Genomic DNA, 22,300 nt, shown 5'->3' on the forward strand with positions numbered 1-22,300 from the left:
CGCCCACACCCCCCAACAGGATCACCCCCATCAGGGTGAGCCCCGCCGGGGCCCGGATCAGATCCCGGCAGGCCCATGCGCTGGCCAGATACCCCGGCAGCAGCGCCGCCGTACCCGTGGCATTGGCCGCCACCGGGGGCACGCCGGTGAACACCAGGGCCGGCAGGGTGAGAAAACTCCCCCCTCCCGCCAGGGCGTTGAGCCCCCCGGCCAGGAAGGCGGCGATGGTGAGCAGGATCAGACTAACGGGTTCCAGCGACACGGGAGGACTCCGGTGGGTGCATCTCACCGCTGCAGCCCCCATGGGCATGCAGCCAGTGCAGGATCGCCTCCCCATGGGCGGCGAACCCCTCGGGGTCATTATGCCCCACACCCGGGAGCCCCATCAGCCGCGTCCCCGGCCGGGCGCGGGCCAGGACGCGGCCATGCCAGGGAGGCACCACCGTGTCGTCCAGACCATGGACCAGCAGTATCGGAACCCGGATGCGGCCAATGGTGGTGCGCGGAGCGATGGCATCGAAGCGATGGCCGATGAACCATTCCACCGCCCGCTTGATGACCCAGCCCACGGGCCGAACGGGGATGCCCCGCTGCCGCAGCCACTGATCCATCACCGGCTCCGGATGGGAAAAGGCGGCCAGACTGATCACGGCGCGGATGTCCGGGGTGCGCGAGGCGGCCAGCAGCGCCGCGCCCGCCCCCACGGAATGGCCCAGGAGGATGAAATCCCGCCATCCCCGGCCCCGCAGATCCGCCAGCACCGCCTCTGCATCCTCGGCGAAGCGCGGCAGGGAGGCGAATCCATCGTCCTCGCTGCGGCCGTGGCAACGGGCGTCGAAGACCACGGCATTCAATCCCCGCTCCAGGATCCGGGGCACCATGAACAGCAGGTGGGACCCGTTGGCCCCCCAGCCGTGGACCATCACCACCACCGGTGCCCCGGCATGGGGCAGATGATAACGGGCATACAGGCGCCGCCCACGACGGCCTGGCACCCAGACCGTCTCCTCTTGCAGCCCCTCCGGGGCATCCACCCAGTCCCGCTGAGGGATGCGAAAGGCCCGCAGCAGCCAGATCCGCAATCCGACCCCAAGGAGGATGAACGCCCCCGTCATCGCAAGGATCAGCCAGCCCCAGTTCATCTCAACTCCATCCCGTTGCCCCCTCCTGCCACTCCAGCGGTCTGCGCTTTGCGCCGGTTCCCATCATCCCGGGACGGCGGTCACACCATCCTTCAGCGGGGGCGTGAAGGGTACACGCCGCGCCGCGGCAATGGTAATCTAACCCTATCAGCCCAGGCGTCATCCCCTCTGATGGGGACGGGCCCCGATGACCGCCCCTTCTCCCCCGATGCAAGGGGCCCCTGGCCGGGCCGCCCGCCGTTCCGATGCGGGCCACACATCCACCCGAGCATCCGTGGAGGACGCCGCCAAAGGCCCCTGCCCGTTGACCCGGATCCCCGATCCGCCGGCTTACGGACCGGTCTGCGGCCCCATTCCGATGTGGTCATGCAGCGCCCACCCGGGCGCGGGATGCTGTAGCAGGAACAACACCCGTTATACGGAATGAACCGATGCCCCTGACACGACGCCGCTTCAACCAATCGCTCCTCGCTGCGCTCGGGACACTGGCCTCTCCGGGCCTTTTCGCCGCCCTGGTGGAGGGCCAGGACTGGGCACGGCTGCAACGCCCGCTGCCCACTCCCCCCGAAGGCCCCATCGAGGTGTTGGAATTCTTCTCCTACGGTTGCCCCCATTGCGGCCGCCTCAACGAGGTGCTGCCTCCGTGGCTGGAACGGCTGCCGCAGGATGTGACCTTCCGGCGCGTGCCCGTCACCTTCGACCGTTCCAGCTGGGAGACCCTGGCCCGGCTCTACTACACCCTCCAGGCCACCGGCCACCTGGAGGACCTGGATGCCGCGGTGTTCACGGCGCTGCATGAACAGGAGCGCCCGCTGTTCCGCGAGGCGGATCTGAAGGCCTGGGTGGAGGAACAGGGGGTGGATGTGGCGGAATTCGAGGCTGTGTTCCATTCCGCCTCCGTACGCTCCCGGGTGACCCGGGGCGATCGCCTGCAGTCCCGACTGGGGATCCGCAGCGTACCCGGCCTGGTGGTGGACGGGCGCTACCGGGTCCTGGGGCGCCGCGCCACCCGCTACGAGGATCTGCTGGAGATCACGGACGGTCTCATCCGTCGCGCCCGTAGCCGCCGAGGGGACGGGGGATGACCCCGGATACCGGACATACCCCTCCCGCACGCCGCGGTGCGTGTGGGCTTGGTCTTTGCCATCCGTTGCACAACCACACATGACACGATTGCCATGACAGACGCCCAATCCACTTCCCCACGCCGACGGCTGCAGGCCCTTTTGGCCATTCCCGAGAGCGAACGCACTGAGGAACAGTGGGACGAGATCAATGAACTGGAGATCTCGCTGGCCCCGGTGAATCAGAAGGACGCCCCGGAACCGAGGCCGCGCAAGGCACCGGCCCAGGCATCCCGCGGTGCGGCCCGCCAGCCCCGCTCAGCCGGAAACGGCCGCCGCAAGGGAGTGGGCAAGAAAATCCCCCCCGGGGCCAAAGGGGGCAACAACAAGGGGGGGAGCTCCCGGCGCGGCGTCACCGAGCCGTGATGGCATGCAGCGGGGCCAGGATCACCTCGGCCCCGAAGAGGAGCCGTCCATCCCCCATGATCCCCAGGCAGCGGTGGCGCTGCCGTTCGATGGCGGCCCCCGCCAGACCCCGCTCCGGCGCCAGGAGGCTTGCCTCATCCACCAGGATGTGCAGGCAGTCGTTGCTGCGCAGACTCCGGGCCACGCGCTGATCCACACTGATGTGGTGGGCCGTGTACACCAGCGGATCGGCATAGAAATCGAATCCCGCCGCATCCGCCCGTTCCAGCAGGGCGCAGGAAAGCAGCGATACCGGGACCATATCCGGGAAATTGACACGATGCTCGATCTCATCGAAATACCAGGCCTGATCCGCAAGGGAGGCGGAGATCAGGTTCTTGGCATTGCCATTCATCATGTACTTGCGTTTGTGGAACCAGCCATGGGCGCCGAGCGTCAAGCGGTCCCCGGCAGCGATCACCTCCGCGACCCCGAGACCGGTCTGTGCCAGCCCCTCCCGGAACACCGGGCAGGAGGCTTCGCGCCCATCCCTGACGCTGCCCATGAGCACCATCCCCCCGGCCTTGCGCATGATCACCCGATTGCTTAGAAAGGGATGCCCCGTCTCGTCCTGCCCCTGACGCGTGGGCCGGACCTGCACCTGGAAGGGTTCCCCCGGGCGCAGGACATCGGCAAAGGTGAACTGGTAGTTGCGCAGGACCGGTCCGGCCCCATGGGCCTCCGACCCGGCCCGCTCCAGGGTGACCAGATACTCGGCGAGGCATTCCAGCTGGAACCCCAGCACGATGGGTCCGCCGAAGGGATTGCCATGGATGCATTGCCAGCGGGCGCTGTCGTGGAAGGGGTTGAAGTCGTCGCTGGCGTTACGCGCCACATCCACATGGATCTGCTGGAAAGTCCGCCACGTCTCCCCGGCGGGCAAGGGTACCGTCGCTGCACTCATCCCACCTCCCTCCTCGGCTCAAGGCGGGACCCGGCCCGCCCGTTTCAGCAACGTGCCCGGCTGATGCGCAGCACCTCGGGGACCCGCCGCAGACGGCGCATCATGTCCGCCAGGTGCTTGCGATCACGCACACTCAGGGTGAACGTGATGGTGCTGACCTGGCCGTCGCGTTCATCGAACGAGACGTTCTCGATGTTGGAGCCCATGTCGGCGATGACCGCCGCCAGGCTGGCCAGCACCCCCCGCTTATTGGCGGTCTGCACCCGGATGGCGGCGGCGTATTCCTGCTCCACCTCGTCGGACCAGGCCACCGGGACCCACTTATCGGGCCGGTCCCGGTACTCGGCCACGTTGCGGCACTTGTCGCGGTGGATCACCAGACCGCGCCCCGCGCTCATGACACCGACGATGGGATCCCCGGGAATGGGATGGCAGCACTTGGCGAAGGACAGCACCATGCCCTCAGTCCCCTTCACCGCCAGGGGACGCTCCTGGCGGCCGGGGGGGATCTCCCGCTCACTGCCGGCGGGATCCCCATCCTCCCGGCACAGGCGGCGTGCCACCAGGGCGGCCATGCGGTTGCCCAGGCCCACGTCCCCCAGCAGGGTCTCCTGATCCGGCAGCTGGAGTTCCGCCAGCAGGGCCTGCATACGCGCCTCCTCCACCTCTTCAAGGCGGATACCATAGGCTGAGAAGAGGGTCTTATCCAGCAGACGGCGCCCCAGATCCGCGGCCTCGTTCTGCTGCAGATTCTTGAGATAATGGCGAATGGCGGTGCGGGCCTTGCCGGTGACGACAAAGTCCAGCCAGGCGGGATTGGGACGGGCCCCGGGGGCGGTGACGATCTCCACCGTGCGGCCACTTTCCAGCCGGGTGGACAGGGGAGCCAGGCGGCGGTCGATCTTGGCGGCCACGCAGGTATTGCCCACATCCGAGTGCACCGCATAGGCGAAATCCACCGCCGTGGCCCCCCGGGGCAGCTCCATGATCTCGCCCCGGGGGGTGAAGATGTAGACCTCCTCGGGGAAGAGATCCACCTTCACGTTCTCCAAAAATTCCATGGAGTTGCCCGCTGCCTGCTGGATCTCCAGCACCCCCTTGAGCCACTCCCGGGCCCGGGCCTGGGCCGTGGCGGAATGGCGGTCCCCGGCCTTGTAGAGCCAGTGGGCGGCGATCCCGCTCTCGGCCACGCGGTCCATCTCCTCGGTTCGGATCTGCACCTCGATGGGGATGCCGTGGGGACCGAAGAGCACGGTATGCAGGCTCTGATAGCCGTTGGCCTTGGGGATGGCGATGTAGTCCTTGAAGCGGCCGGGTACCGGCTTGTAGAGGTTGTGCACCACGCCCAGGGCGCGGTAGCAGGCATCCACGTCCTCCACCACGATGCGGATGGCGTAGACGTCGAACACCTCCTCGAAGGAGAGCTGCTTCTGCTGCATCTTGCGGTAGATGCTGTAGAGATTCTTCTCCCTCCCGACGATGCGCGAGACGATGCCCGCCTCTTCCATGCGCGCACAGATGGCCGCCTCGATCTTCTGCATCACCTCCTTGCGATGACCCCGGGAGCGGCCGACGGCCTCCTGCAGGACCCGGTACCGCAGGGGGTGATAGGCGGCGAACCCGAGCACCTCCAGTTCGCGGCGCATGGCATTCATGCCCAGGCGCTGGGCGATGGGGGCGTAGATCTCCAGGGTCTCGCGGGCGATGCGCCGGCCCTTGTCGGGGCGCAGGGCCCCCAGGGTGCGCATGTTGTGCAGCCGGTCCGCCAGCTTCACCAGGATCACCCGCAGGTCGCGGGTGATGGCCAGCATCATCTTGCGGAAGTTCTCCGCCTGTGCCTCGGCCCGGGAACGGAACTTCAGGTGGGTCAGCTTGGAGACGCCATCCACCAGCTCGGCCACGTCCTGGCCGAACTCCTCGGCGATGCGTTCCTTGCTGATGTGGGTATCCTCCATGACGTCATGGAGGATGGCGGCGATGATGCTCTTGTGGTCCATCCGCATCTCGGCCATGGTCTTGGCCACGGCCAGGGGATGGACGATGTAGGGATCTCCGCTCAGCCGGGTCTGGCCCGCATGGGCCTCGGCGCCGAAGAGATAGGCACGGTAAACCTCCCGTACCTGTTCCGGTTCCAGGTAGGTCTCCAGATAGGCACACAGATCGGAGGCGATAAACCGGGTATTTTCCAGTGTCGAGCTGCTGCCGGGGATCGTGCTGGGGAGTGCGCTTTCAACCATGGGGCATGCGTGAGTCCAGACCGGCCCCGGACGGAGCCCTGACCGGAGACGCCTCCCGTTTCCGGCCGTGGGATGGCCCGGAGGACTACTGGATCTCGGATCGCACCTCCTCTTCATCCACGTGGGAGGCCTCGGCGTGCTCCCTGGCCGCCACCTCATCCAGCACCTCGCGGCCCACCCGGCCCTCCGCGATCTCGCGCAGGGCCACCACAGTGGGCTTGTCGTTCTCCCACTCCAGGTGCGGCTGGGCACCGTTGGCCAGCTGGCGGGCGCGCTTTGCGGCCACGAGCACCAACTGGAAGCGGTTGTCCACGTGCTGCAGGCAGTCTTCGACGGTGATACGGGCCATGCTGGATCAAGCTCCTGATGTCGTTCGCTGAAACACCCTGGGCGGCCGCCGCGGGAAACCCCGGCAGAACCGGCCCGCCGGGCCGATGCTCTATGTTAGGGGTTTGCGGGCGCGGACGCCAGAAGATCCTCCAGTAACCGACGGTGCATCTCCCGCTGGGTGCGGGTATGCAGTCGGTTGGCAAGGAAGATGGCCTTGAGTCCCTCCAGGGCCTCTTCGAAGCGGTCATTCACCACCAGATAGTCATACTCCGGATAATGGCTCATTTCTTGGACCGCTTCCGAAAGACGGCGTTCGATCACCGCTTCGCTATCCTTCCCCCTGGCCCGCAGGCGCTCCTGCAAGGCCTCCCGGGAAGGGGGAACGATGAAGATGGAGTGGCATCCGGGCATGAGACGGCGCACCTGCTGTGCCCCCTGCCAATCGATCTCCAGGATCACGTCCCGGCCCCGCTCCAGCTCCACCTCCACGGCGCAGCGGGAGGTGCCGTAGTAGTGGTCGAAGACACGGGCATGCTCCAGAAACTGCCCATCCTCGATCATGGCCAGGAACCGCTCGGCATCCACGAAGTGGTAATGCTGGCCGTCCACCTCCCCTTCCCGCGGAGGCCGGGTGGTATGCGAGACGGAGACCACCGCGCTGGGTACGGCCTCCAGCAGGGCCGCCACCAGGCTGGTCTTGCCGGCCCCGGAGGGGGCGGAGATGATGTACAAGGTACCCCGAACCACGAAAAGCGACTCCCGTTGAATGGAACGATATCTCCCCGACGACCCGTGGATCAGGGGCCAACGTACAGCGGCGGCTCAGCAGGTCAGAGGAGGAACCGCAGCCCGCCGAGGATCAGTGTGGCCTGGGCCAGCAGCAGCCCCGCGGTCCACTTGATGATCTCCACCTTCATGCTGCCCATGTCTCCACGGAGTTCGGCGATGCGCACCTGGGTCTCCCCGTGCAACCGCTCGATCTCTCGGGAGAGGTTCCCCCGGAGCTGCTCGATCTCCCGGGACACATCCCCGCGCAATTGCTCGATCTCCCGGGACACGTCCCCACGCAATTGCTCGATCTCCCGGAATACCTCGCCGCGTAGCTTCTCGATCTCCTGCTGCAGCCGGCCCTCCATCTCCCGGGTCTCGCCCCGCAGCTTTTCGATCTCCTGCTGCAGCCGACCCTCCATCTCCCGGGTCTCGGCCCGCAGCTTTTCGATCTCCTGCTGCAGCCGGCCCTCCATCTCCCGGGTCTCGGCCCGCAACTGTTCGATCTCCTTCTGCAGGCGCAACTCGCTCTCCCGCAGGGCCGCGCTGGTGGCCAGGTCGGTCACCTCAGGATAGCGCTGCTCCATCTGCTCAAAGGCCTCGGCGATGACCCGGGCGCGGGCCCGGTCGTCCGGGGCACTGCTGAGCTGTTCGTAGAGGTCGATGACGGAGGTCATGGGGAATAGGCCAGGGATTCAGGGGACCAGTATCCCATGCAGGAAGCCCCCCGGAAAAGCCCGGGGCACGGGCTGGAGCCGGAACCGGCCCCGCCCATGAAACGGGGGCAGCGGAGAAGCCGCCCCCTTGCGGGTCAGCGGTGGTATTCGGTCACCCGCTCCACTTCGTTACGGGACCCCAGCACCACCGGCACCCGCTGGTGGATGTCCTCGGGGGAGAGGGTCATCATGCGCTCACGACCCGTGGTGCAGGCACCGCCGGCCTGCTCGACGAGGAAGGCCATGGGGTTGGCCTCGTACATGAGACGGAGCTTGCCCCCCTGCCCCTTGGCCTTGACCTTGCTGTCCAGGGGATACATGAACACCCCGCCGCGGGTGAGGATACGGTGCACCTCCGCCACCATGGAGGCGATCCAGCGCATGTTGAAGTCCTTGCCCCGGGGACCGTCCTTGCCCTGCAGGCACTCGTCAATATAACGCTTCACCGGGGGTTCCCAGAAACGCATGTTGGAGGCATTGATGGCGAATTCCTGGGTATCCTCCGGGATCTGCACATTGGAATGGGTGAGCAGGAACTCGCCGAAATCCCGGTCCAGGGTGAACATGTTGGTGCCCGTACCGGTGGTGAGCACCATCATGGTGGATGGGCCATAGACGCAGTAACCGGCAGCCACCTGCTCGGTGCCCGCCTTGAGGAAATCCTCCTTACGCGGATTCTTGATTCCGGCCGGGGCCTTGAGGATGGAGAAGATGGTGCCCACGGAGACATTGACATCGATATTGGAAGATCCATCCAGCGGGTCGAACAGGACCAGGTACTTGCCGCGATGGGCCTCCTCGGAGAGATGGTACACATCGTCCATCTCCTCCGAGGCCAGGGCGGCCACGTGACCGTTGTGGGCCAGGGCCTCGATGAAGATGTCATTGGAGATCACGTCCAGCTTCTTCTGCTGCTCCCCCTGGACGTTCTCAGACCCGGCGGTGCCCAGCACCCCCACCAGATCCCCCTTGTTGACCAGGTCGGAGATCTTCTTGCAGGCCACGGCGATATCGTTGAGCAGACCGGTGAACTCGCCGGTCGCCCCCTCGAACTGCCGCTGGGTCTCGATGATGAAATTGGTGAGTGTGGTTCCGATGTACATGACGTTTCCCATGGTGGTGTGGATCAATCCCGGCGCGGAAGGCTTGTTGTGGTTGTCCCGTGGAGCACGGGCCGCGCATCACAAACGGTGATAGTAACAGAACGTTTCGGCCTGTCCCATGCACCCACACCCCGCCCCTTGCCTGCGGAGCGCGACCGACCCAAGATAGGCGATGACCTCATGCCGTATCCGGTCATCCCCCGTCAGGACGCGGTACCGGAGGCCACGGCGACCCATCACCCAAGCGAACCGGAACGGAGTCAAGCCCATGCCCAGCACACCCGAAACCGCCCCAAGCCCTGCAGCGGACACCAGCGCCCCAGCGGCGGACACCCGGGGCCCCGCATCCCTGCCCCCGGCCCTGGAGGGGGAACGGCGCATCCTGGAGAGCCCGGCCGGCCGGCTGTGCTACTACCATGACGCCCCCCGGGGAAAGCCCCAGAGCCCCATCCCCCTGCTGCTGATCCACAGTGTCAATGCCGCCGGCTCCGCCTACGAGGTCAAGCCGGTCTTTGATCACTATGTCCAGCAACGGCCGGTCTACGCCCTGGAACTCCCGGGGTTCGGGGGATCGGACCGCAGCGACCGCGCCTATACCCCACGGCTGATGACCGACGCCATCCACGCCATGGTGGAGGAGATCCACCGTCATCACGGCAACGGCCCCATGGATGCCCTGGCCCTCTCCCTGGGCTCGGAATTCCTGGCCCGGGCCGCCCAGGAGGACCCGGAGGCCTTTCGCACCCTGGCGCTGGTCAGCCCCACGGGGTTCTCCGGCACCCGGCGCCTGGACGGCCCGGCGGAGAGCACCCGCGGCATGCCCTGGTTGCACACCCTGCTCACCCGCGGCCCCTGGAACCGGGCCCTGTTCGACGCCCTCACCCGGCGCAGCGTGATCCGCTACTTCCTCAACAAGGCCTTCGGTTCCCGCAGCATTGACCTCGGGCTTTTGGAATACAGCGTGGCCACCACACGCCAGCCCGGGGCCCAGCACGCCCCCTACCACTTCCTGGCCGGCAACCTCTTCAGCCGCGATATCACCCGCGTGTACGAATCCCTGCAGTTGCCGGTATTCATGTGCCACGGCGAGCGGGGGGATTTCGTGGACTTCCGCGGCAAGAGCGCCGTGGAGGGACGCAGCAACTGGCAGGTGCATGAAATGCCCACCGGGGCCCTACCCTACTTCGAACGTCCGGAGGCGTTCATGAACCTCTACGATGCCTTTCTGAAGCAGGGCTGAAGCCGGTTTGGACGCCATCCAGGGCTATCTCCTGTTCCTGGCCAAGGCCGTCACCGTGGTGGTGGCGGCCCTGTTCTTAGTGGCCGGTCTTGCCGGCGCCGCCGGGGGCGGCCGGGGTGCGGGCCAGGAACGCCTCGTGGTGCGCCGGGTCAATGACCGCTACCGGGATTTCGAGCGCACCCTCAGGCGCCGCATGACGTCCCCCGGAGGCTGGCGGCAACGGCTCCGCGCGCTGCGTGCCCCCGGGGCCGCCAGACCCCGGCGGCCGGCCGGAGGGGGGCGCCCCCGCATCTTTGTGCTGCGTTTCCATGGCGACCTGCGGGCCACTCAGGTGGAGAGCCTGCGGGAGGAGGTGACCGCCGTGCTCACCCAGGCCCGCCGCGACCTGGACCGGGTGGTGCTCCTCCTGGAGAGCGGGGGCGACATGATCCCCCACTACGGCCTGGCCGCCGCCCAGATCCAGCGGCTGCGGGAGGCCGGGCTGCATGTCACCGTGACCGTGGACCGCATCGCCGCCAGTGGTGGCTATCTCATGGCGGCGGCGGGGCACCGCATCGTGGCGGCCCCCTTCGCGGTGGTGGGTTCCATCGGGGTGGTGGCGCAACTGCCCAACCTGCATCGCTGGCTCAAGCGGCGGGACGTGGACATGGAGGTCCTCACCGCCGGCGAGTACAAGCGCACCCTCACCCTGCTGGGACGCAACACCCCGGAAGGACGGGCCAAGCTCCAGGAGGAACTGGAACAGGCCCACCGTCTGTTCAAGGACTTCCTCGCCCGCAACCGGCCGGGGCTGGATCTGGAACGGGTGAGCACTGGCGAGTACTGGTACGGAGAACAGGCCGTCACCCTGGGCCTGGTGGACGAGCTGGCCACCAGCGATGGCCTTCTTTGCGACCTGGCCGCGGAACACGACCTGTATGAAGTGACCTGGCAGCAGCGCCAGCACCTGGGGCGGCGCCTCGGCGGGACCATTGGCCGGATCCTGGAACGGATCGGGGCGGGATACCCATAAAACAAAGCGCCGCGGGATGACCCGCGGCGCCCGATATCTGGTCGGAGTGAAAGGATTCGAACCTTCGACCCCCGCCTCCCGAAGGCGGTGCTCTACCAAGCTGAGCTACACTCCGTATGCACCTGCCGGGACCTTGCCCCGACAAGGGGCGTATTGTGCTACGAAGACGACCGGATGTCCAACCCTCAGTAGACCCGGCCCACGGAGAACCGCGCCAGGGAGGCCATGGCCTCCCGGTAGGGGCTCTGGGGCAGGACCGACAGGCTCTGCACCGCGTTCTCCGCCTCCCGCTCCGCGGCCTGGCGGGTGTACTCGATGGAATCGCACTCGGTGATGGCGGCCAGGACCCGGTCGGCGTATTCGCGCCCCCCCTTCTCGATGGCCTCGCGCACCAGGGCCTTCTGCGCATCGCTGCCCACCCGCATGACGTGGATCAGCGGCAGGGTGGGCTTGCCTTCGGCCAGATCATCCCCCATGTTCTTGCCCATCTCCTCGCGCGTACCGCTATAGTCCAGGACGTCGTCGATCAGCTGAAAGGCGGTGCCCAGGTGCATGCCATAGGCAGCCAGGGCCTGCTCCACGGAAGGATCCCGCCCCGCCAGCACCGGACCCACGCGGCTGGCGGCATCGAACAGCTTGGCGGTCTTGGACTGGATCACATGCATGTAGCTTGCCTCGGTGGTGTCCGCATCGTGGCAGTTGAGGAGTTGCATCACCTCCCCCTCGGCCACGGTGCTGGTGGTATGGGAGAGGATCTCCATCACCCGCATGTTGCCGATGTCCACCAGCATCTCGAAGGAACGGGAATAGAGGAAATCCCCCACCAGCACGCTGGCCTCGTTGCCGAAGCGGGCATTGGCGGTCTCGCGGCCCCGGCGCATCTCCGAGGCATCCACCACGTCATCGTGCAGCAAGGTGGCGGTATGGATGAACTCGATCACCGCCGCCACCTCGATGTGATCCTCCCCCTCGTATCCCGAGGCCCTGGCCGAGAGCAGCACCAGCATGGGCCGCAGGCGTTTGCCGCCGCTGCCGATGATGTAGTGGCCCAGCTGGTTGATCAGCACCACGGGGGATTGCAGCCGCCGGCAGATGCAGTCGTCGACCGCCTTCATACCATCGGCGACCAGGTCGCGTATCTCGTTGAGTTCCATGGACGGAATCTGTGTACTCGGGGAGGGAGCCTTCGGCATGCTAGGAATGCAGCCGGGGGGTGTCAAGGCATGCAGCGGCATGGCGGCCCTGGAACATTTGACCACTGCGGCGCAGTCAGCGTAAACTTCCGCGTCTTTGGTTTGAAGCCCTTTTCGGAGATCGTCAACGATGTACGCGGTTATCGCTACCGGTGGCAAGCAGTACCGGGTTGCCCAGGGCGACGTGATCCGTGTCGAGAAGCTCGACGCGGAGGCCGGCGCCTCAGTGGAATTCGACAACGTCCTGCTGGTCGGCAGCGGCGAAGAGGTGAAGGTGGGGGCCCCGCGCGTCGAGGGCGGCAAGGTGACCGCGACCGTCAAGGCCCATGGCCGGGGCGAGAAGGTGGACATCATCAAGTTCCGCCGCCGCAAGCACTCCCGCAAGCATATGGGGCATCGGCAGCATTTCACCGAGGTGGAGATCACCTCCATCGCCGGCTGATCATCAGGAGGTAGGCAAAGATGGCACACAAGAAGGCAGGCGGCAGCACGCGCAACGGCCGCGATTCAGAGAGCAAACGCCTCGGGGTGAAGCGCTTTGGTGGCCAGGCCGTCGTGCCCGGCAACATCCTGGTGCGCCAACGGGGTACCCAGTTCCACCCCGGCCTGAACGTGGGCTGCGGCAAGGACCACACCCTGTTTGCCAAGGCCGAAGGCAAGGTGACCTTCGAGACCAAGGGCCCCAAGGGTCGCAAGTACGTGAACGTGCTGCCGGCCTGAAGCCCGCAGACAGCCCGTACCCTGCACTGAAAGCCCCGGCCCGCCGGGGCTTTCGTCGTTGCGGGGCAGGAAGGCCCCGGTCCACTGGCCCTGTCCCTTGGGCGCCCGGGGACGTATCCTTGATCTCCTGCACCTGGAAATTCGAGCCATGAAATTCGTTGACGAGGCCACCATCAAGGTCAAGGCCGGGGACGGCGGCAACGGCTGTGTCAGCTTCCGGCGGGAGAAGTACGTCCCCTTCGGCGGCCCCGACGGCGGCGACGGCGGCGACGGTGGTTCGGTCTACCTGGTGGCCAGCCATGACCTGAACACCCTGGCCGATTTCCGTTTCCAGCGTCACTTCGAGGCCCGGCGTGGCGAGAACGGCCGCGGTCGCAACATGACCGGCCAGTCCGGGGCCGACCTGGAGATCCCCGTGCCGGTGGGCACCCTGGCCTTCGATGCCGACACCGGCGAGCTCATCGGGGATCTGGTGACGGACGGGCAGCGCCTGCGGGTGGCCCAGGGGGGCTACCACGGCCTGGGCAACACCCGCTACAAGAGTTCGGTCAACCGGGCGCCGCGCCAGTCCAAGCCCGGCACCCCCGGTGAGCGCCGCACCCTGCGCCTGGAGCTCAAGGTGCTGGCGGATGTGGGCCTGGTGGGTCTGCCCAATGCCGGCAAGTCCACCCTCATCTCCCGGGTCTCCGGGGCCCGGCCCCGGGTGGCGGACTACCCCTTCACCACCCTGCACCCCAATCTGGGGGTGGTGCGCGTGGGCCCGCTGCAGAGCTTTGTCATGGCCGACATCCCCGGCCTCATCGAGGGGGCCGCAGAAGGGGCGGGCCTGGGCATCCGCTTCCTCAAGCACCTGACCCGCAACCGTCTGCTGCTGCATCTGGTGGATGCAGACCCGCCGGACCCGGAGCAGTCCCCGGAACGGGCCGTGCGCATCATCGAACGGGAGATGGCCGAGTTCGATCCGGAACTGCTCCGCCGGCCCCGCTGGCTGGTGCTCAACAAGGCCGACCTGATCCCCGAGGAACTGCGCCAGGCCCTGCGGGATGAACTGGTGAAGGCCCTGGACTGGGAGGGACCGGTGTTCTTCGTCTCCGCCGCCACCGGCGAGGGGACCCAGGCCCTGATGCAAGAGGTCATGCAATACCTGGACCGCCATGCCGCTGACACGAAGACAACTGGGTGAATCCCGCCGCTGGGTGGTGAAGATCGGCTCCGCCCTGATCACCGACGACGGGCGTGGACTGGACCGGGAGGCCCTGGCGGGCTGGGCCGAACAGCTGGCCCGCCTGCGGCGTGCGGGCCACGAGATCGTCCTGGTCTCCTCCGGGGCCGTGGCCGAGGGCATGACCCGCCTGGGCTGGAGCGAGCGCCCCAGCGCCCTGCACGAACTCCAGGCGGCGGCGGCCGTGGGCCAGATGGGGCTCGTCCAGGCCTACGAGACCCACTTCCAGCAGCACGGCCTGCACGCCGCCCAGGTGCTGCTCACCCACGACGACCTGGCCAACCGCCAGCGCTATCTCAACGCCCGCAGCACCCTGCGCACCCTGCTGCGCCTGGGGTCCATCCCCGTGGTGAACGAGAACGACACCGTGGCCTCCGAGGAGATCCGCTTCGGCGACAACGACACCCTCGCCGCCCTGGTCTGCAACCTGGTGGAGGCCTCCCTGCTGGTGATCCTCACGGACCAGCAGGGCCTGTTCGACCGCGATCCGCGCACCTTCCCCGACGCCCGCCTCATCCCCGAGGGCCTGGCCTCCGACGCCGGCCTGCTCAAGCTGGTGGCCCCCACCTTCGGCCGCCTGGGCAGCGGCGGCATGGCCACCAAGCTCACCGCCGCCGCCCGTGCGGCCCGCTCCGGCACCCACACCCTCATCACCTCGGGCCGCAACCCCCGCATCCTGGAGCGCGTCGCCGCCGGCGAACAACTGGGCACCCTGCTGCATCCGGACCAGGAACCCCTGGCGGCACGCAAGCGCTGGATCGCCGGACAGCTGGTTTCCAAGGGGGAACTGGTGCTGGACGCCGGCGCCGCCCGGGTCATCCGCGAGGCGGGGCGCAGCCTGCTCCCCGTGGGGGTCACCCACGTCAAGGGCCGTTTCTCCCGCGGCGAGGTGGTCACCTGCCTGGACCCGGACGGCCGCCCTGTGGCCCGCGGCCTGGTGAACTACGCCGCCGACGAGGCCCGGCGCATCATGCGCCGCAAGGCCGACGAGATCGAACACATCCTGGGCTATGTGGACGAACCCGAACTCATCCACCGGGACAACCTGGTGGTGCTGTAACCGGCCGCGGCGCGGGCCGGCTACTCCACCTTGATATAGGCAAACCCCTGCCCGGTCTGGAGTTCGGCCAGTCGCACCACCCCCGAGGGCACCGTGCGCACCCCCTCGTACAGGGCCTCCCGGGGCAGACCCGCGGCCCGGCGGGTGATATCGCACAACTCCACCTCCACCCCGTGCACGGACATGAGACCCTTGAGCCGTCCCCGGAGGTCATCCCGGGCCGCCTTGAGTTCCGCATCGGCGGCGAAGGGGGTCCCCTTCAGGGGATCATCCGTGACAAAACGGATCCCATGGGAGACCACGACGATGCGGATATCCGCATCCAGGAGCTGGTCCTGGTAGTGCATCGCCATATTGCGGATGCTGGTGAGCATGGCGCTGAAACGGCGCGGATCGGCAAAATCCGCGTGATAGACCACCCGCGCCCCGGCATCCGCTGCCTGCACCTCCTGGGACACCACCGGCACCATCAGCAGCGCCATCCCCAGCAGCCAGCCCCCGATCCCTCCAGCGATGGACCTGCGCCCTGCGTTCATGCGATTCCCTCCTGCGGCAAGGTTGATGGACCGCGGACCCGGGGCCCGCAGACCCAAGCCTGGCAGGAGGATTGCGATGGATCAACCCGAAATCACCACCCCCTCGGCTTGACAATCCTGCGCCCCCTGTGCAAACTTCCCGGCCTTTCCAGAACCGACCCGAATTCAGGAGACCACCTTGGCCAACATCGCCTCCGCCCGCAAGCGTGCCCGCCAGGCCGAAAAGAACCGCCAACGCAACATGGCCGCGCGTTCCCGCTTCCGCACCGCCGTGAAGAAGGTGCTGAAGGCCGTGAGAACGGGGAACCCGGAAGGTGCCGCCGAGGCCTATCGCGCCGCCGTGCCGGTGATCGACAAGGCCGTCTCCAAGGGCGTGATCCACCGCAACAAGGCCGCGCGCCACAAGAGCCGCCTGAACGCCCGCATCCGCAGCCTGTAAACGGCCCCGGCCGACCCTTTCCCCGAAACGGTCGGCCGGCACCCGACGGGGCGGCGTCCGCCGCCCCGGAATGACCGCAACGAACAGAAGCATTCAGCGGCGAACCCGGAGCTGAATGCCCCCTCTGCCGAGGCCCAGCGGGTACACCGGTAAGAAAGGGAGGCGGTCGGAACCATCCCCTCCATCCCTGCGGGCCCGCCCATGAGCCGGCTGCTCCGATCCACCGCCATCGTCAGCGCCATGACCCTGGTGTCACGGCTGTTTGGCTATGTGCGGGACATGGTGCTGGCGGTCACCTTCGGCGCCAGCGGCGCCACCGACGCCTTCTTCGTCGCCTTTCGCATCCCCAACTTCCTGCGCCGGCTGTTCGCCGAGGGGGCCTTCTCCCAGGCCTTCGTCCCCGTCTTCGCCGAATACCGCCAGCGCCATGGGCGGGCGGCCCTGCAGGACCTGCTGGATCACGTCAGCGGCACCCTGACCCTGGCATTGCTGCTCACCACGGCCGCGGGCATCCTGGCCGCCCCCTGGCTGATTCACCTTTTCGCCCCGGGCTTCGATGGCGACAGCGGGCAGCATGGGCTGGCGGCGCAGATGCTGCGCATCACCTTCCCTTACCTGCTGTTCATCTCCCTGACGGCCATGGCCGGGGGCATCCTCAACAGCGTGGGGCGTTTCGCCGTGCCCGCCTTCACCCCCGTGCTGCTGAACCTGGCCCTCATCGGCGCCGCCCTGCTGGCGGCCCCGCACTTCCATGAGCCGGTGGTGGCCCTGGCCTGGGGGGTGTTCATCGCCGGCGCGGCGCAGCTGCTCTTCCAGGTACCCTTCCTGCTGCAACAGGGGCTGCTGCCCCGCCCCCGCCTGCGCCGCGGCCACGAGGGGGTGAGACGCATCCTCCGGCTCATGCTCCCGGCCCTGCTGGGCACCTCCGTGGTACAGGTCAATCTGCTGGTGGACACCCTCATCGCCTCCTTCCTGGCCACGGGCTCCATCAGCTGGCTGTATTTCTCCGACCGCTTCGTGGAACTGCCCCTGGCCCTGTTCGGCATCGCCATCGGCACCGTCATCCTGCCCCGCCTGTCGGGGGAACATGCGGCCCGGGATCCGGCGGCCTTCACCCGCACCCTGGACTGGGCCCTGCGCCTGTCCCTGCTCATCGCCCTGCCCGCCGCCCTGGGGCTCGTGCTGCTGGCCACCCCCATCCTGGCGGCCCTCATCCAGTACCGGGAGTTTTTGCCCGCGGACACCGCCATGGCCGCCCTCTCCCTCATGGCCTATGCCCTGGGGCTGCCCGCCTTCATGCTCATCAAGATCCTGGCGCCGGGGTACTTCGCCCGTCAGGACACCCGCACCCCGGTGAAGGTGGCGGTGATCGCCATGGTCGCCAACATGGGCCTGAACCTGGCCATCGTCGGTCCCTGGGTTGCCCTGGACGGGCCCGGCCCCCATGCCGGCCTGGCCCTGGCCACGAGCCTCTCCGCCTACCTGAACGCCGGCCTGCTGTACCGGGGACTGCGCCGCGCGGGCATCTTCACCCCCCTGCCGGGATGGACCGGGCTGGGCCTGCGCATCCTGCCGGCCCTGGCGGTCATGGCGGGCCTGCTGTGGCTGCTGACCCCGGCGGCGGCCCAGTGGACGGCCTGGGAGGCCCCCACGCGGGTGGCGGTCCTGCTGGGCCTGGTGACGGCCGGGGCCGCCGTCTACGGGGGGGCGCTCCTGGCGGCGGGTCTGCGCCCGCGGCAGCTGTTGCTGCATTGAACCCGCCTCCTTGCCCCGCGCCCGGCCCCACCGCGTATAATCAATGCTTTTGCGAATGTCTCCATGGAACTGATACGCGGGGCCCACAACCTCCGGCCCCGGCACCGGGGGTCGGTGGCCACCATCGGCAACTTCGACGGGGTCCACCTGGGGCACCAGGCGGTGCTGGGACAGCTGGCCGAGAAGGGGGCCGAACTGGGACTGCCCACAGTGGTGATCACCTTCGAGCCCCTGCCCCGGGAGCATTTCCTGGGGGATGCGGCCCCGCCGCGCCTGCAGCGCTTCCGGGACAAGGTCCTGGCCCTGCGGCGCTTCTCCGTGGACCGGCTGCTGTGCCTGCGCTTCGATGCGCGCCTGGCGGCGATGTCCGCCCAGGCCTTCATCGACCAGCTGCTGGTGCAACGGCTGGGGGTGCGCTATCTGGTGGTGGGGGACGACTTCCGCTTCGGCCACGACCGCAGCGGCCACTTCCAGACCCTGCAGGAGGCCGGACGCTCCCGGGATTTTGAGGTGGCCCACATGCACACCTTCCACATCGACGGGGACCGGGTGAGCAGCACCCGCATCCGCCGGGCCCTGGAGACGGGAGACATGGACACGGCGGAGAAACTGCTGGGGCGCCCCTACCGCATCAACGGCCGCGTCCTCCACGGCGACAAGCAGGGCCAGCGGCTGGGCTTCCCCACCGCCAACCTGCGCCTGGGCCACAACCCCATGGCGGTCCGTGGGGTCTTCGCTGTGGAGGTCTTCGGGGTGCCCGGCGAGCCGCTGCAGGGCGTGGCCAACGCCGGCCGCCGCCCCACCCTGAACGGCCTGGACCACCGCCTGGAGGTGCACCTGCTGGACTTCCACGGAGACCTGTACGGGCGTCACCTGCATGTAGACCTGCTGCACCGCCTGCGGGACGAGACCCGCTTCGACACCCTGGAGGCCCTGCAGGCCCAGATCACCCGGGACATCCGGGAGGCCCGGGCCTTCTTCCAGGGCCACGACGCCCCCGCCGGGGCGGACATCCCCCGGGACGGCACGCCGGACTGATTCGAGGTAACCCAGCTTGAAGCCCGACTACAAAGACACCCTGAACCTCCCCAAGACCGACTTCCCCATGCGCGGCAACCTGGCCCGGCGGGAACCGGAGATGCTCGCCGCCTGGGAGCGGGACGGCCTGTACGAACAGATCCGCAGGGCCTGCACCGGCCGCCCCCGGTTCATCCTGGCCGACGGCCCGCCCTACGCCAACGGCGACATCCATATCGGCCACGCGGTGAACAAGATCCTCAAGGACATCATCGTCAAGAGCCGGACCCTGGCGGGCTACGACGCCCCCTACATCCCCGGCTGGGACTGCCACGGCCTGCCCATCGAGCTGCAGGTGGAACGCGCCCGGGGCAAACAGGCCAAGGCGGAGGACCCCCGGGCCTTCCGCGAGGCCTGCCGCGCCTATGCCCTGGAGCAGGTGGAGCGCCAGCGCCAGGACTTCAAGCGCCTGGGGGTGCTGGGGGAATGGGATCGCCCCTACCTGACCATGGACTACACCAACGAGGCGGACATCATGCGCGCCCTGGGGCGCATCATCGAGCGCGGCCACGTGGTCCAGGGGCACAAGCCCGTACACTGGTGCGTGGACTGCGGTTCGGCCCTGGCCGAGGCGGAGGTGGAATACGAGGACAAGACCTCCGTGGCGGTGGACGTGCGCTTCCATGCCCTGGAGGAGGAGGACCTGCTGCGGCGCATGCAGCTGGCGACGGACACCGGCGACGGCCCGGTGAGCGTGGTCATCTGGACCACCACCCCCTGGACCCTGCCGGCGAACCAGGCCGTGGCCCTGAACCCGGAGCTGGACTACGCCCTGGTGGCGGTCCCCGGCGAACGCCTGCTGGTGGCCGCCGATCTGGTGGAGGGCCTCATGGCCCGCTACGGCCAGGAGGATCACCGCATCGTGGCCCGGGCCCGGGGCGCCGCCCTGGAAGGGCTGCTGCTGCAGCATCCCTTCTACGACCGCCAGGTACCGGTGATCCTGGGGGATCATGTCACCCTGGAGGCGGGTACCGGCGCCGTGCACACCGCCCCGGGCCACGGCCAGGAGGACTACATCGTGGGCCGGCGCTATGACCTGCCGGTGGACCACCCGGTGGGCGGGGATGGCCGCTTCCTCCCGGACACCCCCCTGTTCGCCGGCGAGACCGTGGACGAGGCCAACGGCCACGTGGTGGAGGTGCTGCGGGAACGGGGCCGTCTGGTGCACGCGGAGAAATTCCGCCACAGCTATCCCCACTGCTGGCGCCACAAGACCCCCATCATCTTCCGCGCCACCTCCCAGTGGTTCATCAGCATGGACAAGGCGGAACTGCGGGAGAAGGCCCTGGAGGCCATCGGCCGGGTGCGCTGGGTGCCCGACTGGGGCCGCGCCCGCATCGAGGGCATGGTGAGCCACCGTCCCGACTGGTGCATCTCCCGCCAGCGCAGCTGGGGTGTGCCCATGCCGCTGTTCGTGAACCGGGAGACCGGCGCCCTGCACCCGGACACCCAAAAGCTCATCGAGCAGGTGGCCCAGCGGGTGGAACAGGAAGGCATCGAGGCCTGGTTCGCCCTGGACCCGAAGGAACTGCTGGGGGAGGACGCCGAACGTTTCGAGAAGGTCAGCGATACCCTGGATGTCTGGTTCGACTCCGGCGTCACCCACGCCACGGTCACCGAGCGCCGCCTGGGACTGCCGGCGGACCTCTACCTGGAGGGCTCGGACCAGCACCGGGGCTGGTTCCAGTCCTCCCTGCTCACCGCCGTGGCCATGCGCGACGAGGCGCCCTACCGCGCCGTGCTCACCCACGGCTTCACCGTGGACGCCCAGGGGCAGAAGATGTCCAAGTCCCGGGGCAACGTGGTGGCGCCGCAGAAGGTGATGGACACCCTCGGGGCCGACATCCTGCGCCTGTGGGTGGCGGCCACCGACTTCAGCGGCGAGATGGCCGTCTCCGACGAGATCCTCAAGCGCACCGCCGACGCCTACCGGCGCATGCGCAACACCGCCCGCTTCCTGCTGGCCAACCTCAACGGCTTCGACCCGGCCCGGGACCGCCTGCAGGCCGCCGACCTGCTGCCCCTGGACCGCTGGGCGGTGGACCAGGCCCTGCGGGTGCAGCAGCAGGTGATCCGCGCCTACGACCAGTACCAGTTCCACCAGATCTACCAGCGGGTGCATAACTTCTGCTCCGTGGAGATGGGCAGTTTCTACCTGGACGTGATCAAGGACCGCCAGTACACCACCCAGGCCAACAGCCGCGCCCGGCGCTCGGCACAGACGGCCATGTACCATATCGTCGAGGCCATGACCCGCTGGCTCGCCCCCATCCTCAGCTTCACCGCCGAGGAGATCTGGCAGCACATCCCCGGGGAGCGCAGCGCCTCGGTGCTGCTCCACACCTGGTACGAGGACCTCACCCCCCTGGAGGCGGATGCCCCCCTGGGGGTGGAGGACTGGCGGCGGGTGCTGGAGGTGCGCCAGTGCGTCAGCCGCGAGCTGGAACGCCTGCGCAACGCCGGGGACATCGGCGCCGCCCTGGATGCGGAGGTGGACCTGTACTGCGACGCCGGGCTGGAGGAGATCCTGGGCCGCCTGGGGGACGAGCTGCACTTCGTGCTGCTCACCTCCCATGCCCGGGTCCACGCCCGCGCCGAGGCCCCGGCGGATGCCGTGGAGACCCCCCTGCCCGACGGCACCCCCCTGGCGGTGCGCGTGTCCCGCTGCCCGCACCCCAAATGCGTGCGCTGCTGGCACCGCCGCGAGGACGTGGACGCGGACCCCGACCATCCGGGGCTCTGCGGCCGTTGTGTGAGCAACGTGGCGGGCCCCGGCGAACGCCGGCGCTTCGCCTGACCGGGGGCATCGTCATGCTCCGATGGCTCTGGCTCGCCGTCGCCGTCCTCGGCCTGGACCAGCTCACCAAGTCCATCGCCGAGCACCAGCTGGTGCAGTTCGCCCCCGTGGAGGTGCTGCCCTTCTTCAACCTCTCCCTGGTGTACAACACCGGGGCGGCCTTCAGCCTCCTGGGGGAGGCCGGCGGCTGGCAGCGCTGGCTGTTCATCGCCCTGGCCCTGGGGGTGAGCGTTGTCCTCGTGGTCTGGATGCGCCGCCTGAGTGCCGGGGAACGCCTCACCGCCGCCGCCCTGGCCCTGGTGCTGGGCGGGGCCCTGGGCAACGTCATCGACCGGATCTGGCACGGCCATGTCATCGACTTCATCGACCTGCACTACGCCGGCTATCACTGGCCCGCGTTCAACCTGGCCGACAGCGCCATCACCGTGGGCGCCGTGCTGCTCATCGCCACCAGCCTCCTGCCCGAGCCCCCGTCCCGTGGCAGGGACGAGGCGGGCCCGGACGACCCGGCCCCCTGAAC

23 protein-coding genes and 1 tRNA gene are annotated in these 22,300 nt (G+C 68.2%); 13 read left to right on the forward strand and 11 right to left on the reverse strand.

Features of this window, described 5'->3' with window-relative positions; all coding sequences use genetic code 11:
- Together CKO33_RS13670 and CKO33_RS10625 are read right to left on the reverse strand one after the other, a co-directional pair.
- On the reverse strand, window positions 1-262 hold a 262-nt coding region (locus CKO33_RS13670; RefSeq protein WP_439099437.1), incomplete at its 3' end, for a TSUP family transporter.
- Window positions 243-1,142: an alpha/beta hydrolase gene (locus CKO33_RS10625; RefSeq protein WP_200182219.1), complete on the reverse strand. Its 900-nt coding sequence runs from the start codon at window positions 1,140-1,142 to the stop codon at window positions 243-245. The genes CKO33_RS13670 and CKO33_RS10625, both read right to left, overlap by 20 nt.
- Before the next feature lie 431 nt (window positions 1,143-1,573).
- Between CKO33_RS10625 and CKO33_RS10630 the strand changes: the two genes are divergently transcribed.
- Window positions 1,574-2,227, forward strand: coding sequence for a thiol:disulfide interchange protein DsbA/DsbL (locus CKO33_RS10630; protein ID WP_200182220.1), 654 nt, complete (start codon window positions 1,574-1,576; stop codon window positions 2,225-2,227).
- Window positions 2,228-2,320: 93 nt separating this feature from the next.
- Window positions 2,321-2,632, forward strand: coding sequence for a hypothetical protein (locus CKO33_RS10635; protein ID WP_200182221.1), 312 nt, complete (start codon window positions 2,321-2,323; stop codon window positions 2,630-2,632).
- Here the strand turns inward: CKO33_RS10635 and CKO33_RS10640 are convergent.
- From CKO33_RS10640 to CKO33_RS10665, 6 genes are all read right to left on the reverse strand, one after another.
- Window positions 2,619-3,575: a hotdog family protein gene (locus CKO33_RS10640; RefSeq protein WP_200182222.1), complete on the reverse strand. Its 957-nt coding sequence runs from the start codon at window positions 3,573-3,575 to the stop codon at window positions 2,619-2,621. The genes CKO33_RS10635 and CKO33_RS10640 overlap by 14 nt on opposite strands.
- Before the next feature lie 44 nt (window positions 3,576-3,619).
- Entirely contained in the window at window positions 3,620-5,812 is a 2,193-nt protein-coding gene (spoT, locus tag CKO33_RS10645) for a bifunctional GTP diphosphokinase/guanosine-3',5'-bis pyrophosphate 3'-pyrophosphohydrolase (protein WP_200182223.1), read from the reverse strand.
- Between the two features lie 85 nt (window positions 5,813-5,897).
- A complete protein-coding gene (gene rpoZ / locus CKO33_RS10650) occupies window positions 5,898-6,161 on the reverse strand; it encodes a DNA-directed RNA polymerase subunit omega (protein WP_200182224.1) in 264 nt (87 codons plus the stop codon).
- 95 nt (window positions 6,162-6,256) lie between these two features.
- A complete protein-coding gene (gene gmk, locus CKO33_RS10655) occupies window positions 6,257-6,889 on the reverse strand; it encodes a guanylate kinase (RefSeq protein ID WP_200182225.1) in 633 nt (210 codons plus the stop codon).
- An 83-nt stretch (window positions 6,890-6,972) separates the two neighbouring features.
- Window positions 6,973-7,587, reverse strand: coding sequence for a coiled-coil domain-containing protein (locus tag CKO33_RS10660; protein WP_200182226.1), 615 nt, complete (start codon window positions 7,585-7,587; stop codon window positions 6,973-6,975).
- Between the two features lie 134 nt (window positions 7,588-7,721).
- A complete protein-coding gene (locus CKO33_RS10665) occupies window positions 7,722-8,729 on the reverse strand; it encodes a class 1 fructose-bisphosphatase (RefSeq protein ID WP_200182227.1) in 1,008 nt (335 codons plus the stop codon).
- Window positions 8,730-8,997: 268 nt separating this feature from the next.
- Here CKO33_RS10665 and CKO33_RS10670 point away from each other — a divergent pair, with 268 nt between their 5' ends.
- A complete protein-coding gene (locus tag CKO33_RS10670) occupies window positions 8,998-9,969 on the forward strand; it encodes an alpha/beta fold hydrolase (protein ID WP_200182228.1) in 972 nt (323 codons plus the stop codon).
- Window positions 9,970-9,976: 7 nt separating this feature from the next.
- Window positions 9,977-10,981: a protease SohB gene (gene sohB / locus CKO33_RS10675; protein ID WP_200182229.1), complete on the forward strand. Its 1,005-nt coding sequence runs from the start codon at window positions 9,977-9,979 to the stop codon at window positions 10,979-10,981.
- Between the two features lie 38 nt (window positions 10,982-11,019).
- On the opposite strand, the gene CKO33_RS10680 is transcribed toward sohB, so the two are convergent.
- Both CKO33_RS10680 and ispB read right to left on the reverse strand, forming a co-directional pair.
- Window positions 11,020-11,096: transfer RNA gene (locus tag CKO33_RS10680), tRNA-Pro, on the reverse strand.
- A gap of 70 nt (window positions 11,097-11,166) precedes the next feature.
- Window positions 11,167-12,135: an octaprenyl diphosphate synthase gene (gene ispB / locus CKO33_RS10685; protein WP_200182230.1), complete on the reverse strand. Its 969-nt coding sequence runs from the start codon at window positions 12,133-12,135 to the stop codon at window positions 11,167-11,169.
- A gap of 169 nt (window positions 12,136-12,304) precedes the next feature.
- Between ispB and rplU the strand changes: the two genes are divergently transcribed.
- From rplU to proB, 4 genes are all read left to right on the forward strand, one after another.
- Window positions 12,305-12,616, forward strand: a complete 312-nt coding sequence (gene rplU, locus CKO33_RS10690; protein WP_200182231.1) for a 50S ribosomal protein L21 — start codon at window positions 12,305-12,307, stop codon at window positions 12,614-12,616.
- A 20-nt stretch (window positions 12,617-12,636) separates the two neighbouring features.
- The gene (rpmA, locus tag CKO33_RS10695; RefSeq protein WP_200182232.1) at window positions 12,637-12,894 is read left to right on the forward strand and encodes a 50S ribosomal protein L27; all 258 of its coding nucleotides are present in this window, start codon (window positions 12,637-12,639) and stop codon (window positions 12,892-12,894) included.
- Window positions 12,895-13,042: 148 nt separating this feature from the next.
- Window positions 13,043-14,077: an Obg family GTPase CgtA gene (gene cgtA, locus CKO33_RS10700; RefSeq protein ID WP_200182233.1), complete on the forward strand. Its 1,035-nt coding sequence runs from the start codon at window positions 13,043-13,045 to the stop codon at window positions 14,075-14,077.
- Window positions 14,049-15,176: a glutamate 5-kinase gene (gene proB / locus CKO33_RS10705; protein WP_200182234.1), complete on the forward strand. Its 1,128-nt coding sequence runs from the start codon at window positions 14,049-14,051 to the stop codon at window positions 15,174-15,176. The genes cgtA and proB overlap by 29 nt, the downstream gene beginning before the upstream one ends.
- 20 nt (window positions 15,177-15,196) lie before the next feature.
- Here proB and CKO33_RS10710 read toward each other — a convergent pair whose 3' ends face one another.
- Window positions 15,197-15,712, reverse strand: a complete 516-nt coding sequence (locus CKO33_RS10710; protein ID WP_200182235.1) for a DsrE family protein — start codon at window positions 15,710-15,712, stop codon at window positions 15,197-15,199.
- 178 nt (window positions 15,713-15,890) lie between these two features.
- On the opposite strand from CKO33_RS10710, the gene rpsT reads away from it, so the two are divergent.
- The 5 genes from rpsT (at window position 15,891) to lspA (ending at window position 22,298) form a co-directional block, all read left to right on the forward strand.
- Window positions 15,891-16,151, forward strand: a complete 261-nt coding sequence (gene rpsT / locus CKO33_RS10715) for a 30S ribosomal protein S20 (RefSeq protein ID WP_200182236.1) — start codon at window positions 15,891-15,893, stop codon at window positions 16,149-16,151.
- Window positions 16,152-16,352: 201 nt separating this feature from the next.
- The gene (murJ, locus tag CKO33_RS10720; protein ID WP_200182237.1) at window positions 16,353-17,906 is read left to right on the forward strand and encodes a murein biosynthesis integral membrane protein MurJ; all 1,554 of its coding nucleotides are present in this window, start codon (window positions 16,353-16,355) and stop codon (window positions 17,904-17,906) included.
- A 63-nt stretch (window positions 17,907-17,969) separates the two neighbouring features.
- Complete coding sequence (gene ribF / locus CKO33_RS10725) at window positions 17,970-18,944, forward strand: bifunctional riboflavin kinase/FAD synthetase (RefSeq protein WP_200182238.1); 975 nt, start codon at window positions 17,970-17,972, stop codon at window positions 18,942-18,944.
- A 67-nt stretch (window positions 18,945-19,011) separates the two neighbouring features.
- Window positions 19,012-21,780 (forward strand): isoleucine--tRNA ligase, encoded by a 2,769-nt coding sequence (gene ileS / locus CKO33_RS10730; RefSeq protein WP_242472595.1) that lies wholly within the window; start codon window positions 19,012-19,014, stop codon window positions 21,778-21,780.
- Window positions 21,781-21,794: 14 nt separating this feature from the next.
- The gene (gene lspA / locus CKO33_RS10735; RefSeq protein ID WP_200182240.1) at window positions 21,795-22,298 is read left to right on the forward strand and encodes a signal peptidase II; all 504 of its coding nucleotides are present in this window, start codon (window positions 21,795-21,797) and stop codon (window positions 22,296-22,298) included.
- The last annotated feature ends 2 nt before the right edge of the window (window positions 22,299-22,300 follow it).

It is taken from the genome of Ectothiorhodospira mobilis, from assembly GCF_016584115.1.
GTDB classification, from domain to species: domain Bacteria; phylum Pseudomonadota; class Gammaproteobacteria; order Ectothiorhodospirales; family Ectothiorhodospiraceae; genus Ectothiorhodospira; species Ectothiorhodospira mobilis.

Excerpts from the sequence above, each read along its gene's own strand:
- CKO33_RS10625 (WP_200182219.1), bottom strand. The coding sequence starts at position 1,142 with ATGAACTGGGGCTGGCTGATCCTTGCGATGACGGGGGCGTTCATCCTC.
- CKO33_RS10630 (WP_200182220.1), top strand. The coding sequence starts at position 1,574 with ATGCCCCTGACACGACGCCGCTTCAACCAATCGCTCCTCGCTGCGCTC.
- CKO33_RS10635 (WP_200182221.1), top strand. The coding sequence starts at position 2,321 with ATGACAGACGCCCAATCCACTTCCCCACGCCGACGGCTGCAGGCCCTT.
- CKO33_RS10640 (WP_200182222.1), bottom strand. The coding sequence starts at position 3,575 with ATGAGTGCAGCGACGGTACCCTTGCCCGCCGGGGAGACGTGGCGGACT.
- spoT (WP_200182223.1), bottom strand. The coding sequence starts at position 5,812 with ATGGTTGAAAGCGCACTCCCCAGCACGATCCCCGGCAGCAGCTCGACA.
- rpoZ (WP_200182224.1), bottom strand. The coding sequence starts at position 6,161 with ATGGCCCGTATCACCGTCGAAGACTGCCTGCAGCACGTGGACAACCGC.
- CKO33_RS10660 (WP_200182226.1), bottom strand. The coding sequence starts at position 7,587 with ATGACCTCCGTCATCGACCTCTACGAACAGCTCAGCAGTGCCCCGGAC.
- CKO33_RS10665 (WP_200182227.1), bottom strand. The coding sequence starts at position 8,729 with ATGTACATCGGAACCACACTCACCAATTTCATCATCGAGACCCAGCGG.
- CKO33_RS10670 (WP_200182228.1), top strand. The coding sequence starts at position 8,998 with ATGCCCAGCACACCCGAAACCGCCCCAAGCCCTGCAGCGGACACCAGC.
- ispB (WP_200182230.1), bottom strand. The coding sequence starts at position 12,135 with ATGGAACTCAACGAGATACGCGACCTGGTCGCCGATGGTATGAAGGCG.
- rplU (WP_200182231.1), top strand. The coding sequence starts at position 12,305 with ATGTACGCGGTTATCGCTACCGGTGGCAAGCAGTACCGGGTTGCCCAG.
- rpmA (WP_200182232.1), top strand. The coding sequence starts at position 12,637 with ATGGCACACAAGAAGGCAGGCGGCAGCACGCGCAACGGCCGCGATTCA.
- cgtA (WP_200182233.1), top strand. The coding sequence starts at position 13,043 with ATGAAATTCGTTGACGAGGCCACCATCAAGGTCAAGGCCGGGGACGGC.
- proB (WP_200182234.1), top strand. The coding sequence starts at position 14,049 with ATGCCGCTGACACGAAGACAACTGGGTGAATCCCGCCGCTGGGTGGTG.
- CKO33_RS10710 (WP_200182235.1), bottom strand. The coding sequence starts at position 15,712 with ATGAACGCAGGGCGCAGGTCCATCGCTGGAGGGATCGGGGGCTGGCTG.
- murJ (WP_200182237.1), top strand. The coding sequence starts at position 16,353 with ATGAGCCGGCTGCTCCGATCCACCGCCATCGTCAGCGCCATGACCCTG.
- ribF (WP_200182238.1), top strand. The coding sequence starts at position 17,970 with ATGGAACTGATACGCGGGGCCCACAACCTCCGGCCCCGGCACCGGGGG.
- ileS (WP_242472595.1), top strand. The coding sequence starts at position 19,012 with ATGCGCGGCAACCTGGCCCGGCGGGAACCGGAGATGCTCGCCGCCTGG.
- lspA (WP_200182240.1), top strand. The coding sequence starts at position 21,795 with ATGCTCCGATGGCTCTGGCTCGCCGTCGCCGTCCTCGGCCTGGACCAG.